Here is a 12,915-nt window from a genome sequence, read left to right as displayed (position 1 = left end):
TGTATGATAGTATTGTTCAACTTTTTTGTATATCTAAATTAAGCACATGGTAAGAAATGGGGTAAGGATATGGGCGGTCAAACGGACATTGCTTTTCAATATATTAAGGAAAAAATTTTGACCGGTGTTTACAAACCATCGCAAAAATTAACGGAAAACCAGCTTGCAGAGGCCATAGGTGTCAGCAGAAATACCATTAAAAAGGCGCTTATGATGCTGGAACGGGAAAACTTGGTTGAAGTGGAAAACAACAAAGGAGCCACCATCAAATCTTTTACGCTTGAGGAAGTCATCAATTATATGGAAATACGCGAGGTTCTTGAGGGATTAGTGGCCAAAAGTGCTGCTAAGAACATCAGTGAAGCCGACATCAAACGGCTTGAAAACATTCTCGAGACCATGAATTCACATATTAAAGAGAACAGATTTGACGAATATTCCTTATTGAATCGTGAATTTCACAATGTCATATACAATGCATCGAAGAATGTTCAAGCTATTTCATTAATCAACACCATTAAAACGCAATTAAATCGCATTCACTTCAAAACCATATTAGTCCCGGGGAGAAATCAGCAGTCTTTTATAGAGCATGAGAGAATACTTCAGGCCCTCAAATCGCACAATGAAAAGGAAGCAGAAGAAGCGATTAAGAACCATGTGGCTAATGTGCGTCAAACCATTGCACAGAACTATCAATATTTGCTTTAGGCATATTTTAAAACGTCCAGTGGCAGGGCGTTTTTTTTGTGCGCAGCGCAGGATAAATTTAACATTTGCATTGACATACGAATATGAAAAAACTATACTTGAATTGCAATCAATATTGTTGATCAATATAGAATTCATTTTTGAATTATTTTAATGAAACGATGAAGGAGGAGAAAGCATGGCAGGGAACAGGGCGGTTGTGTATAAGGGATCAGGGAACGTAGCGGTTGAAGATATTCAATATCCCGAATTAATTCTCAGGGATGGCCCGGGAGTGAACCCCAAAAATGTCGGACGCAAGTGTGATCATGGCGTTATCCTTAAGGTTGTAACAACGAATATTTGCGGCAGCGATCAGCATATGGTACGCGGCCGTACAACAGCCCCCGCCGGTCTGGTGTTGGGACATGAAATCACGGGTGAAGTGATTGAGGTTGGCCGGGATGTAGAGTTTATCCAAAAAGGTGACTTGGTGTCGGTTCCTTTTAATATTGCATGCGGCCGCTGCCGCGCTTGTAAAGAACAGCATACACACGTCTGCTTGAATGTAAATCCGGATCGTCCTGGTTCTGCGTACGGTTACGTGGATATGGGAGGCTGGGTAGGAGGTCAATCAGAGTACGTCATGGTCCCTTATGCAGACTTCCAGCTGTTAAAGTTTCCCGATAAAGACCAGGCCATGGAGAAAATTCGCGATTTGACGATGCTTTCGGATATTTTTCCAACGGGCTATCATGGAGCGGTATCCGCAGGAGTAAGACCCGGCTCCACCGTTTACGTGGCAGGCGCGGGCCCTGTAGGGTTAGCTGCTGCGCATTCGGCACAGTTGCTGGGAGCCGCGGTAGTTATAGTTGGAGACTTGAACCCGGAGCGATTGGAGCAAGCCAGAAGCTTTGGATGTGAGACGGTCGACCTAAGCAAGCATGACAATTTGGGGGAACAAATCGAACAGATTCTTGGTGTGCCGGAAGTCGATTGTGCGGTTGATTGTGTAGGATTCGAAGCTCATGGACACGGACCTCAACATTCGGAGGCGCCGGCAACGGTCTTAAACTCGATCATGCAGGTCACGCGGGCAGGAGGCAAATTGGGGATTCCGGGCTTGTATGTGACGGGAGATCCCGGTGCTCTAGATGAAGACGCCAAGATAGGAACCCTGAAGATCAGATTCGGATTGGGTTGGGCGAAAGCGCATACATTTGTGACAGGGCAAACTCCCGTTATGAAATATCATTATGAATTGATGATGTCGATCCTTCGCGGCAGGGCGCAAATCGCAAAGGCAGTGAATGCGACGGTCATATCGCTGGATGAAGCCCCTCAAGCCTATGCGGCTTTCGATAAGGGAGCCGCCAGGAAATATGTCATTGATCCTCATGGCATTCTGAAGAAATAAAAATGATATTTCAGAGGTGAATGAGGATGGATTCGTATCATGAGCCAATCAGAGATATTGCGCATCTGGGTCATGTGGAGCTTTTGACACCCAAACCGGATGAAAGCCTCCGGTTTTTTAAGGATATTCTCGGTATGGAAGAAGCGGGGCGTGCCGGACAGTCGGTGTATCTCCGCGGATGGGGACAATACGAAAGGTATTGTATGAAATTAACGGAATCGAAACAGCCGGGCATTGGTCATACGGCATTGCGGACTTATTCTCCGCAAGCTTTGGAACGCCGATATGCCGCGATTGAAAAAAGCGGATATGGCATAGGCTGGACGGATGGCGATATCGGTCATGGCAAGTCTTACCGGTTTATGGATCCGGACGGTCATCAGATGGAAATTTATTTTGAAGCCGAAAAGTACCAAGCCCCTGAGCATTTACGCCCGGCGTTGAAAAATCAGCCGCAAAAATACACGGGCAAGGGTGTAGGTGTGCGGCAGTTGGACCATATCAATTATTTAGCTCAGAAAGTGGAACCCAACAGTCAATTTATGCAGGATGCATTGGGGCTGAGGGTGAGTGAACAAATTGTTTTGGATAATGGAACTCATGCGGGCTCCTGGTTGTATGCCGGACAAAAATCCTATGAGTTGGTCTATACGCTGGATGCGACTAACCGTCGGGGAAGACTCCATCATATTACGTTTTGTGTAGATTCATGGGATGATCTCATGCGCGCAGCCAATATTTATGTGGAGAACGATATTGTGATTGAAGGCGGTCCGGCAAAGCATGCGATCCAGCAAACCTTATTCTTATATTGCTTTGAACCGGGCGGCAATCGGATAGAACTAGCCACCGGCGGATATTTTATTTTTGCGCCGGATTGGGAAACGGTGACATGGACGCAGGCGGAAAGGGCCAAAGGTCAAGCGTGGAGGACGCCTACCATCCCAAGCTTCCATACCTATGGAACACCCGTTGTTGAAGAGTAGTTTGGCTATTTTGCTTTTGTCCGGTTACCCGCACCTCGAAGAGGCAGAGATATTCGGCGAGAAAGCACTCCCCCTTTTTAAACGAAAACTGGCGGAGAGGAACGCCCGGCTCAGAAAGGCGGCGACAGTTCATCCATAATATGGCGGAAGCGCCTCCCGATCTTAAACGGAGGCGCTTCTTTTCATGCAGCTATACGGTTTGGCGGCTGAAGCGGTTGGGCGGAACGGGTAAACCGAAATGCTCCCTCAATGTGGTTCCTTCATAATCTTTTTTAAATAAGCCCCGTTGTTGAAGAATCGGGACCACCCGATCGATGAACTCTTCCAGGCCGTCCGGTAAGGCCGGAGACATGAGCATAAAACCGTCTGCGGCGCCTTCAAGAAACCATTTTTCCAACGTATCGGCAATCTTCTCCGGGGTTCCAATGAGGTGATCGCCGCTGAATGAACCGATGATTAACGAATAAACTTCCCTTAAGGTCGGGTTTTCCCGGATGATCACCGGTTGATGCTTGCGATAATCGGGATGGATGGCGTTTAGGGTATGTAAGCCGGCTTCTTTAGAGGCGGTTTCCGGCGTAAAGCGGCTTAGATCGAGTTCCCTAAAATAATCGGCGAGAAATCCCATAATGGTATCATCGGGAAGCAGCCTCTCCAGCCTCTTTAGCTTTAGGCGCGCCTCCTCTTCCGTTGCTCCGATGACAGGAGAGATCCCCTGGAGAATGTAGACATCGTCCGGATTTCTGCCGAATGACGCGATTCGTTCTTTAAAAGCTTGATAATATTGCCTTGCGTCTTCGAAGTTAAATTTGATGGCAAAAATGATTTCCCCGATTTGAGCCGCGAATTGTTGTCCGGGCTCAGAATTCCCCGCCTGAACGAGTACGGGATGCCCTTGGGGAGAGCGTGCGATATTCAGCGGACCCTCCACCTCGAAAAATTCCCCTTTGTGCCGGATGCGATGAAGCTTGTTCGGATCAAAGACAACGCCGGTTTCTTTATTGAAAATAAAGGCGTCGTCCTCCCATGAATCCCATAAACCCCGAACGACGTTTACGAATTCCGCCGCCTTTTGATAGCGAAGGGCGAGCTCCGGATGGGTCGAGGCGCCGAAATTTCGGGCCGTGCTGCCGGATAAGTCTCGCGTCGTGACGATGTTCCAGCCGACTCGCCCTTTGCTGATATGATCGGCCGACATAAATAAACGCGCGAGATTGAACGGTTCGATATAAGAAGTAGAGGCCGTTGCGACAAGTCCGATACGGGATGTGGCCCCCGCCAATGCGGCAATGAGCGTAATCGGCTCGAAGCGGTTCAGAATATTGGGGTGGGACTGATCATTAATCGCCAAACTGTCCGCGAGAAAGGCGATGTCGAATTTACCGCGTTCGGCGGTCTGAACCAGCCTGCGGTAATAGTCGATGTCGATGCTTGCTCCCGGATGGGCTTGTTCAAGCCTCCATGAGCCAGCGTGCATTCCGGTTCCGACCAAGTAGGCCGATAATTTCATTTGTCTCTTACGGGCCATGGACACCACTCCTATGTCTGATGGGGGGAATAAAAATAAAAAAAGACACCTTCTGCGGCAAAAGAAAGTGTCTCCAGTCGGTCTGGTCGATCCATCGGCTAACAAATACCTGCATAAATAGCAGGAATTAGAAGCTTATAGTTGAAATCCTAATCAGAAAATGAGTTCTTGTCAACTCATCCTTATAAAAAAACATCTATTGACCATTTTCATATACGTATGCTACTATTACTCCCATATATAACCAACTAAACTTGTATGAATACTTTCATTACCAGTCAACTGGAGATGTCGATATCTGATGCTCATCATCAGATAGGGCGTCTTTTTTTATAGCTGTTTCTGATCCACATGCAGCAGGAGGGGAGGAGCGGAAAGGATGTCCGACACGGCGAGGCTGATACTTGAGAAAAATGTGCCCGTGCCGATGCGGGACGGCATAAGGTTATACGCGGATATATACCGGCCCGATGACGGAAGGCGGCATCCGGTATTACTGCTTAGAACGCCGTATAATAAAGAGGATGCCCAGACGATGAATTATGCGCATCCGAGCTGGTATGCCCGCCACGGATACGTGGTGATCGTCCAGGATACAAGGGGCAGGTGGGCATCCGAAGGGGACTTCCATCCTTATGCGGATGACGGACAGGACGGATATGACACGATCGAATGGGCGGCGTCTCTTCCGTACACGGTTCCAAAGGTGGGCATGTACGGATTTTCCTACGCCGGAGCCGTGCAGTGGCTCGCTGCGGCGAATCGCCCGCCTCACTTGACCTGCATTACGCCGGCCATGACCGGCTCCGATTCTTATCAAGGCAAAACATACAGGAACGGGGCCTTCGCACTTGCTTGTACACAGTCCTGGGTGCTGTTCGTTGCCCAGGATACGGCGCTGCGAAAGGGGCGGACAGATTGGGCCGAAACGTTACGCTTGAGCTGTACGCCTCCACTTCGGCCGAAGATACCGATTTTGTCGCCAAGCTTGTCGATGTGTATCCCGACGGCAGAGCGTACAACATTGCAGAAGGGATCATTCGGGCAAGTTACCGAAACGGGCTGGAGCGTCCGGAGCCGGTGCCTCCGGACGGCATTGTGAAATATGAAATTTCATTAGGCCCGACGGCTGTTGTGTTTCAACAAGGACATTCGATCAGGCTGGATATTACAAGTTCATTGTTTCCGACATATGATCGAAATCCAAATCGCCTTATGAATCCCGGAGAGGTCACGGAAGCGGATTTCGTTACGGCGACACAGACGATACATCACGACGGCCGCCGACCTTCCAGGATTTGGCTGCCTATCTTACGCGAATAAAAGTAAAGGCGGTGTAAAAAAGAATGCCCGTTTCCTTTGTTTGGTTCGATCTAGGCTATACGCTTGTGTACCAGGAAAGAGAAAACGTATACCGCCAGTTTTTGCTGGAGCAAGGCATCGATATCGGTTTGGAAAGCATTGAGCATGCCTATCATTTGACCGACAAGTTGTTCATGCGCGAATATCCGGGAGCCTTGGGTCAGGAGATGCATACTTTCTACCCATGGTACATCGGTGTGCTGAACTATACGCTGCAATTAAGTTTTCCTTTAAGCGATCAGTGCGAACGTCTCCGCCAAATCGAGAAGTGTCGCGGCTTATTCTGGAGGGCGTATCCCTTCGTTCCGAGCGTGCTGCAGCTGCTGAAGGAACGGTCTCTCGGGCTTGGTCTGATCAGCAATTGGGACCTGACCGCAAGGAAAGTGCTGGAGGAAAACGAATTGTCGGAATATTTCGATCACATTATCGTTTCATCCGAGGTTGGCGTGGCGAAGCCTGATGTAGAAATCTTCAAAAAAGCTTTACAAGTGTCAGGAGTTGGGCCCGAGCAAAGCTTGTACGTGGGTGACAACTACTACGACGATGTCATCGGCAGCTCGAAGGTGGGCATGGAATCCTGCCTGATTAACCGGTTCGGTAACGTTGGGATCGAGGAGATCGATTCGGTTCGTACGATTTCTTCCGTTGCGGATCTGCCCAGGCTGCTGGTCGCGGCAACGATGCATATTTCTTGAATTTTCAATGGGAGGCGGAAAAAAATGAAGAAATCCGTAATGAAATTCAGATTCACAAACTTACTTGCCATTGCAATGGTGACGTTATTTGTTTCGGCTTGCAGCGCCGGTACACAGACGTCTTCACCCCCTTCCGCCGATTCCGGGGCTAAAACAAGTCCTTCAAAGCCGGCAGGAACAGAGCAAAGCACAGAGCAAAGGGGGAAAAAGAAGGCGGGGGGGAATGTCGTCGTCATTATTCCACAGGATTTGGACTATTTGGACCCTCATCTTGCTGTGGCGGCGGGGACGGCGGAAGTGCTGTTTAATGTATTTGAAGGCTTGCTGAAACCTAATGAGAAGGGAGAACTGTATCCCGCCATCGCCGAATCGTATCAGGTATCGCAGGATGGATTGACTTATAGCTTCAAGCTTCGAAACGGGGTGAAGTTTCATAATGGCAATCCGGTTACGTCCGAAGATGTGAAGTTTTCGTATGAACGGCTGGCCGGAACGGCTACGGGGAAACCTTTGTCGTCGGCGTTTTCCAGCGTTCAATCGATCGAAGCTCCCGATGCGTCCACCATTGTTATTAAGTTGAAGGAAAACAACTCGTCGTTTCTGACCTCTCTGACGTCCGCAGTCATTCCAAACGGCTATGAGGACAGCAATAAAAAACCGATTGGAACCGGTCCGTTCAAGTTCAAGGAATATTTGCCCGGGCAGCGGTTATCCGTCGAGAAATTCGAGGATTATTACGTGCCGGATGTTCCCTCGCTTGACAGCGTTGAGTTCCGTATAATCACCGATGCCGAAGCCGCATTGATCGCCTTAAAATCGGGTGAGGCCGACATTTATCCAAGGATCGGCACGGAGCGGCTGGAAGAGGTTGCGGATCGTTTTCATTCCGTCAGCGCCCCGCAAAATCTCGTGCAGCTCATGACATTTAATTTGGCCAAGAAGCCGTTTAGCGACATTAAAGTAAGACAAGCGATAAATTATGCGATCGATAAAGATGAGATTATCGCCGGCGTCGCCCTCGGTAAAGGAACGAAGCTGGGCTCCAACCTCAGTCCTGTTCTGGCCAAATATTATCAGCAAGGTCTTGAGCAAGCCTACGAAACCAACCTGGAGAAGGCAAAAAGCCTGCTGGCCGAGGCTGGCTACAAAGACGGATTTGAAACGACGCTTTCGGTTCCATCCAACTATCAATTCCACGTCGACACCGCACAAGTCATTGCCCAGCAGTTGGGGAAAATCGGCATTAAGGTGACGATCAAGCCGGTAGAGTGGGCGGTGTGGCTTGATCGTATCTATAAAGGAAGGGATTACGAGCTGACGATCATCGGTCTTGACGGGAAGCTTGATCCGTATCAAATCCTTAATAAATACTTGTCCGACGCGTCCAACAATTTCTTTAATTATAAAAATGCGGAGTTCGATGCTGCGCTAAAAGCGGCCGTCACGGAAATCGACGATGCGAAGCGGGTTGAGCTGTACAAGAAAGCCCAAACGATCCTCACGGAGGATGCGGCTGCCGTATACATTATGGATCCGAATTTGAATGTGGCTTTAAACAAAAAGCTTGCCGGGTATAAGCAGTATCCTTTATACGTGCAAGACTTGTCGGTCGTTTATTATACCGAGTAACGGGCGAAGGGGATAGATCGGATGGAATATCTCATACGCCGATTGCTGACTCTCCTGCTTACCGTGTTTTTTGTTGTCGTGATGACCTTTGCTGTCTTTCGCATCATTCCCGGCAACCCGGCTTTGGCTATATTGGGGGCGGAAGCGACCGATGAGCAAATCGAAATGCTGGAGGCCAAACTGGGCACGAACCGTCCGCTGCACGAGCAATTTGCGGATTGGCTCGGCGGTGTCTTTGTCCTGAATTTCGGAGAATCGCTGCGGTTCTCCGAACCGGTGCTGGATCTGATCGCGAGCAGGTTCCCCGTGACGCTCTCGTTGGCGCTTATGGCGTTAACGATTACCATAGTTACGGCGGTTCCGCTGGGAATCATTGCTGCACGGTCGCGCGGGAAGGCGATGGACATGATCATATCGGTCGGGACGCAGTTCGGCCTGGCCGTACCTTCGTTCTGGATGGGGATCATGCTTATCCTGCTGTTCGGCCTCATCTTAAAATGGTTCTCGGTCAGTACCTATGTGCCTTGGTCCGAAAACCCGGGATTAGCCTTCAAGTCCATGATTCTGCCCTCGGTCGCATTGGCGATTCCGCAAATCGCGGTCATCGTCCGGTATTTACGGACGACGATGCTTGAGCAGTTGAGCCTGGACTATGTTCGCACCGCAAGAAGCAAGGGTCTGTCGGAAACCGTCATTCAGTATAAGCATGTGCTGAAAAATGCGTTGCTTCCCGTTATTACCGTCGTGGGCATTAATTTCGGAGAAGTGCTGGCGGGAAGCCTGGTGATTGAGCAGGTTTTCACGCTTCCGGGATTCGGCAGCCTGCTCATTACGTCGATTGGAAACCGTGATTATCCGTTGGTCCAGGGGCTGGTCATGCTGATTGCTTTCATCGTCATCATCGTCAATTTTGTAGTCGACCTTTCGTACCGCTGGCTGGATCCCAAAATTCGTATCATGTAGAGGGCCATTTGCCATGAACACGAAATATAATTACAGTCTTATCCTCGGCCTCTCCTTCGTATCTTTTTTATTCCTGATGATGCTGATCAGCTTGGTATATACGCCTCATGAAGCCAATGCAATGAACATCGCCGCCAGGCTGCAGGCCCCGAATTTCACCTATTGGCTCGGTACGGATCATTTTGGAAGAGACATCCTGAGCCGGGTGATGATCGGAGCGCAGACGGCATTTACGGTCGGCGCCGTTTCTGTGGCCATCGGGCTCGCATGCGGGCTGGTGATAGGCACCCTCTCCGGATATATCGGCAAATGGGTCGATGAGCTCTTCATGCGGGCAACGGACGCGCTGCTGGCCTTTCCTGGAATTTTGCTTGCGCTGCTGCTCGTCACGATTTTTGAACCGAGCATGTTTCAAACGATGGTCGCGATAGGCATCCTGTCGATTCCGTCGTTTTCCCGGGTGATTCGAAGCGGGGTGCTGCAGCATAAGGAAGCGGAGTACGTGAAGGCGGCCAAAGGCATCGGGGCGGGGCATGCCAATATTATTTTCAAACAAATTTTGCCGAATATCGCCCCTACGATCGTTACGACGGCGGCATTAAACTTTTCAGCGGCCATACTGATCGAAGCTGCTCTCAGCTATTTGGGGCTTGGCGTTCAACCGCCCGATCCCAGCTGGGGCAGGATGCTCAACGAGTCCCAAAGCTATTTGGGCAAAGCTCCATGGTATACGTTGGCGCCCGGCATTTTCATTACATTGTCGGTATTGGGCTTTAATTTGCTGAGCGACGGGATCCGGGACATACGGGATAAAAGGGGGTAGAAGGCGTTGAACGACGGGGTCAAGACGGGAAAACAACAACCATTGCTTGAAATACGCAATTTGCGGGTGGAGCTAAACCAAGCCCGCGGCAAAGGGAGGTTATCCGTACTCGACGGCGTCTCTCTTTCCGTGTCAAAAGGGGAAATTGTAGGGATCGTTGGTGAATCGGGCTGCGGGAAAAGCGTATTGTCGCTTTCCGTGCTGGGTCTTCTGCCGAATGCCATGCAAATGACCGAAGGCGAAATCTGGTATAAAGGAAAGCACCCGCTTCATCAATTGCGAGATAAGGAGCTTCGGGGATTCCGGGGAAAAGAGCTATCCATGGTGTTCCAGGATCCCATGAGCTCCTTAAATGACGGCTTAACCGTGGGGACGCAAGTCATAGAGACGTTCCGGCTTCATTTGGGCTGTTCGCGCAAGGAAGCGGTCGAACGTACGGTCCGACTGTTTCGTAAAGTGGGTCTTTCACGGCCGGAAGCGCTGTTATCCGAATATCCGCATCAGCTCTCCGGAGGCATGCGCCAACGGATCATGATTGCGATGGCTGTTTCCTGCAATCCCGGGCTGCTGATCGCGGATGAGCCGACGACAGCTTTGGACGTCACGATCCAAGCTCAAATCCTGGACCTCATGAAGAAAATCCGTGAAGAGGATGGAACGTCCATCATTCTCATTTCGCATGATTTGGGCGTCGTTGCCGATATGTGCGACCGTATTGCCGTCATGTATGCGGGAAATATCGTGGAAGAAGGGACGGTCGACGATATTTTCGAGCGGCCAAGGCATCCTTATACGATAGGGCTTCTTCATTCGATTCCGACACCCGCCAAGAAACAAAAGGCGCTTTACTCGATACCGGGAACCGTTCCCGCTTTGCAGGATCGGGGGACAGGCTGCCGCTTCGCTCCCAGGTGCGCGTATGCGACGGAACGCTGTACGGCGGAAGCGCCTGCTTTCTTGAGTATCGATGAAGCCCACAGGGCAAGGTGCATTTTGGCTGCCGGGGAAGGAGTGAAGGCCGATGCCGTCAGCTGATCGACTGATCGAGTTAAGGCATATTCAAAAGCATTATTTGCGGAAATCATGGCCGTGGAAAGCTCAAACTCTTCGCGCGGTAGACGGTGTATCCCTCTCCATCGGGAAGGGAGAAACGTTAGGGCTTGTGGGCGAAAGCGGCTGCGGGAAGTCGACCGTCGGCCAAATCGCGGCCAGATTATTGGAGCCAAGCGGCGGAAAACTCATCTATGACGGCACAGAGCTTGACGGCAGTCATTCCATGCACCCGCGGAAGATTCGCCAACGCATCCAGTACGTTTTTCAAGATCCTTATTCGTCGTTAAATCCCAGATATACTATAGGCCGGTTATTAGAGGAACCCCTGGCGATCCATCGGCTGGGGGACAAAAAGGAGCGGAGACGCCGGGTTGACGAGATGCTTGAAACCATTGGATTAGACTCCTCCTTTGGGAGCCGTTATCCGCATGAATTAAGCGGCGGACAGCGCCAGCGAATCGGCATTGCAAGAGCGCTGATGCTCCGGCCGGAATTTGTCGTGCTCGATGAACCGGTATCGGCCCTGGATGTTTCGGTTCAGGCGCAGATCCTGAATTTGCTGCGATCCCTGCAGCGGGAGCTGTCGCTGACCTATTTGTTTATTTCACACGATCTGAATGTTGTTCATTATATGAGCGACCGGGTGGCCGTCATGTATTTGGGGAAAGTGGTGGAGATCACGGAGGTGGAGGAATTGTATGATCATCCTCTCCACCCCTATACGGAAGCTTTGGTATCTTCCATTCCAACGGATGCCCGGCATGCGAAACGGGAAAAAATAATATTAAAGGGCGACTTGCCCAATCCGTTGGAAGTTTCGTCGGGTTGTCCGTTTCAGTCACGTTGCCGGTATGCGTTCTCGCGCTGCGAGGCAGAAGCTCCGGTGCTAGCTCAGTGGAAGGAAGGGCATGCGGTAAGCTGCCACTTGTATATGAAGTAAATATGGCATAAGCCGATAAACGCAAAGAGCCCGGAGCATTCCGGGCGTTTATGATTTGACGGGTGCAAAATACATTCAGGCTTCAAGCGGATAATCGGCTCTTTTAATTTCAATCCTGTAGCCTTTGACCAAGGTGCTTCCGTTATGCGTATCGGTCTCATAGGCGCGTTGGAAGCCCAACCGTTCGTACAGTTTTATGGCAGCAGCCATCATGTCCGATGTGTGTAAATGCAGAGAGTCGGCTCCAAGCGATCTGGCGCGTTCAATGATTTCCTTGACCAGCAGTGCGGCAATGCCTTTTCCTCTGACGCGTGGCGACACGGCTAACAGGCGCATAACGGGTGAAGGAATGACGATATCGGGGTTACCGTAAGCAGAATCCGCCGAGTCATAGAGCAGGGCGCTGCCGATAATTTGTCCGTCGATCTCGGCTACAATTCGTGCGAGAGCGCCATCCTGATAGACGGAATCGTATATATTTTGCCGGTAGGCTTCCCACTTATCAGGAATAACGTCTGCGTATTGCCGGTAGGCCTCGAGTAAAACCGCCCACAGCTGTTCTTTCTCCGAATCCTTCGCATCGCGTATGACAACCTTGGGTTGAAGTGTCATATACCTGCCTATCCTTTCTGTTTGGAATGTGTTCATTTCACGCCAAATGATGTCTGGTTGATGTCTGGTAACAAATTCATTATAAACGCAAAATATTACTATTCATATCGGGTTTATTAGAGAAATATTCTATTTTGATATAAAAGTTTTCAATATCACATGATTCCAGGAAGGACACACCTTCACCCGGAGACATTTGCCTGTCTGAACGGACAAA

Annotated in this window: 12 protein-coding genes and 1 pseudogene; 11 read left to right on the top strand and 2 right to left on the bottom strand. The window is 50.1% G+C overall.

Annotated elements, in window-relative coordinates; genetic code table 11:
• Positions 1-69 precede the first annotated feature (69 nt).
• The 3 genes from NR121_RS03950 to NR121_RS03940 all read left to right on the top strand — a co-directional run bounded on the left by NR121_RS03950 (position 70) and on the right by NR121_RS03940 (position 3,093).
• Entirely contained in the window at positions 70-711 is a 642-nt protein-coding gene (locus tag NR121_RS03950) for a GntR family transcriptional regulator (RefSeq protein ID WP_062407306.1), read from the top strand.
• A 178-nt stretch (positions 712-889) separates the two neighbouring features.
• A complete protein-coding gene (gene fdhA / locus NR121_RS03945; protein ID WP_062407308.1) occupies positions 890-2,107 on the top strand; it encodes a formaldehyde dehydrogenase, glutathione-independent in 1,218 nt (405 codons plus the stop codon).
• Positions 2,108-2,133: 26 nt separating this feature from the next.
• Positions 2,134-3,093 carry a catechol 2,3-dioxygenase gene (locus NR121_RS03940; RefSeq protein ID WP_062407309.1) on the top strand — a complete coding sequence of 320 codons (960 nt, stop codon included), beginning with the start codon at positions 2,134-2,136 and terminating at the stop codon, positions 3,091-3,093.
• 190 nt (positions 3,094-3,283) lie between these two features.
• Here the strand turns inward: NR121_RS03940 and NR121_RS03935 are convergent, their stop codons facing one another.
• Positions 3,284-4,621, bottom strand: a complete 1,338-nt coding sequence (locus NR121_RS03935) for an LLM class flavin-dependent oxidoreductase (protein WP_256830551.1) — start codon at positions 4,619-4,621, stop codon at positions 3,284-3,286.
• Between the two features lie 379 nt (positions 4,622-5,000).
• Here NR121_RS03935 and NR121_RS03930 point away from each other — a divergent pair.
• The 8 genes and pseudogenes from NR121_RS03930 to NR121_RS03895 form a co-directional block, all read left to right on the top strand.
• A pseudogene (locus NR121_RS03930) lies at positions 5,001-5,462 on the top strand (CocE/NonD family hydrolase); the annotation flags it as partial.
• The gene (locus NR121_RS03925; protein WP_256830629.1) at positions 5,366-5,944 is read left to right on the top strand and encodes a CocE/NonD family hydrolase; all 579 of its coding nucleotides are present in this window, start codon (positions 5,366-5,368) and stop codon (positions 5,942-5,944) included. The pseudogene NR121_RS03930 and the gene NR121_RS03925, both read left to right, overlap by 97 nt.
• 23 nt (positions 5,945-5,967) lie before the next feature.
• Positions 5,968-6,678: an HAD family hydrolase gene (locus tag NR121_RS03920; RefSeq protein ID WP_256830549.1), complete on the top strand. Its 711-nt coding sequence runs from the start codon at positions 5,968-5,970 to the stop codon at positions 6,676-6,678.
• Between the two features lie 24 nt (positions 6,679-6,702).
• Positions 6,703-8,307 (top strand): ABC transporter substrate-binding protein, encoded by a 1,605-nt coding sequence (locus NR121_RS03915; RefSeq protein WP_256830547.1) that lies wholly within the window; start codon positions 6,703-6,705, stop codon positions 8,305-8,307.
• A gap of 21 nt (positions 8,308-8,328) precedes the next feature.
• Entirely contained in the window at positions 8,329-9,270 is a 942-nt protein-coding gene (locus tag NR121_RS03910) for an ABC transporter permease (RefSeq protein ID WP_256830546.1), read from the top strand.
• Positions 9,271-9,283: 13 nt separating this feature from the next.
• Positions 9,284-10,093, top strand: a complete 810-nt coding sequence (locus NR121_RS03905) for an ABC transporter permease (protein ID WP_074727035.1) — start codon at positions 9,284-9,286, stop codon at positions 10,091-10,093.
• A 6-nt stretch (positions 10,094-10,099) separates the two neighbouring features.
• Positions 10,100-11,128: an ABC transporter ATP-binding protein gene (locus NR121_RS03900; protein ID WP_054817973.1), complete on the top strand. Its 1,029-nt coding sequence runs from the start codon at positions 10,100-10,102 to the stop codon at positions 11,126-11,128.
• The gene (locus NR121_RS03895) at positions 11,115-12,086 is read left to right on the top strand and encodes an ABC transporter ATP-binding protein (RefSeq protein ID WP_256830544.1); all 972 of its coding nucleotides are present in this window, start codon (positions 11,115-11,117) and stop codon (positions 12,084-12,086) included. Before NR121_RS03900 ends, NR121_RS03895 begins: the two co-directional genes overlap by 14 nt.
• Positions 12,087-12,161: 75 nt before the next feature.
• On the opposite strand, the gene NR121_RS03890 is transcribed toward NR121_RS03895, so the two are convergent.
• On the bottom strand, positions 12,162-12,698 hold the full coding sequence (locus NR121_RS03890) for a GNAT family N-acetyltransferase (RefSeq protein WP_054817972.1): 537 nt from the start codon (positions 12,696-12,698) through the stop codon (positions 12,162-12,164).
• Positions 12,699-12,915: the final 217 nt, after the last annotated feature.

The sequence above is a fragment of the Paenibacillus sp. Pae15 genome, from assembly GCF_024519685.1.
In the GTDB taxonomy this organism is placed as follows: Bacteria; Bacillota; Bacilli; order Paenibacillales; family NBRC-103111; genus Paenibacillus_G; species Paenibacillus_G naphthalenovorans.
Note: the sequence above shows the minus strand (reverse complement) of the source record. Positions and strands in the feature narration are given on the sequence as shown.

Bases quoted from the DNA above. Each gene is read 5' to 3' on its own strand.
- NR121_RS03935 (WP_256830551.1), bottom strand. From the start codon at position 4,621: ATGGCCCGTAAGAGACAAATGAAATTATCGGCCTACTTGGTCGGAACC.
- NR121_RS03910 (WP_256830546.1), top strand. From the start codon at position 8,329: ATGGAATATCTCATACGCCGATTGCTGACTCTCCTGCTTACCGTGTTT.
- NR121_RS03905 (WP_074727035.1), top strand. From the start codon at position 9,284: ATGAACACGAAATATAATTACAGTCTTATCCTCGGCCTCTCCTTCGTA.
- NR121_RS03915 (WP_256830547.1), top strand. From the start codon at position 6,703: ATGAAGAAATCCGTAATGAAATTCAGATTCACAAACTTACTTGCCATT.
- NR121_RS03890 (WP_054817972.1), bottom strand. From the start codon at position 12,698: ATGACACTTCAACCCAAGGTTGTCATACGCGATGCGAAGGATTCGGAG.
- NR121_RS03895 (WP_256830544.1), top strand. From the start codon at position 11,115: ATGCCGTCAGCTGATCGACTGATCGAGTTAAGGCATATTCAAAAGCAT.
- NR121_RS03920 (WP_256830549.1), top strand. From the start codon at position 5,968: ATGCCCGTTTCCTTTGTTTGGTTCGATCTAGGCTATACGCTTGTGTAC.
- fdhA (WP_062407308.1), top strand. From the start codon at position 890: ATGGCAGGGAACAGGGCGGTTGTGTATAAGGGATCAGGGAACGTAGCG.
- NR121_RS03950 (WP_062407306.1), top strand. From the start codon at position 70: ATGGGCGGTCAAACGGACATTGCTTTTCAATATATTAAGGAAAAAATT.
- NR121_RS03940 (WP_062407309.1), top strand. From the start codon at position 2,134: ATGGATTCGTATCATGAGCCAATCAGAGATATTGCGCATCTGGGTCAT.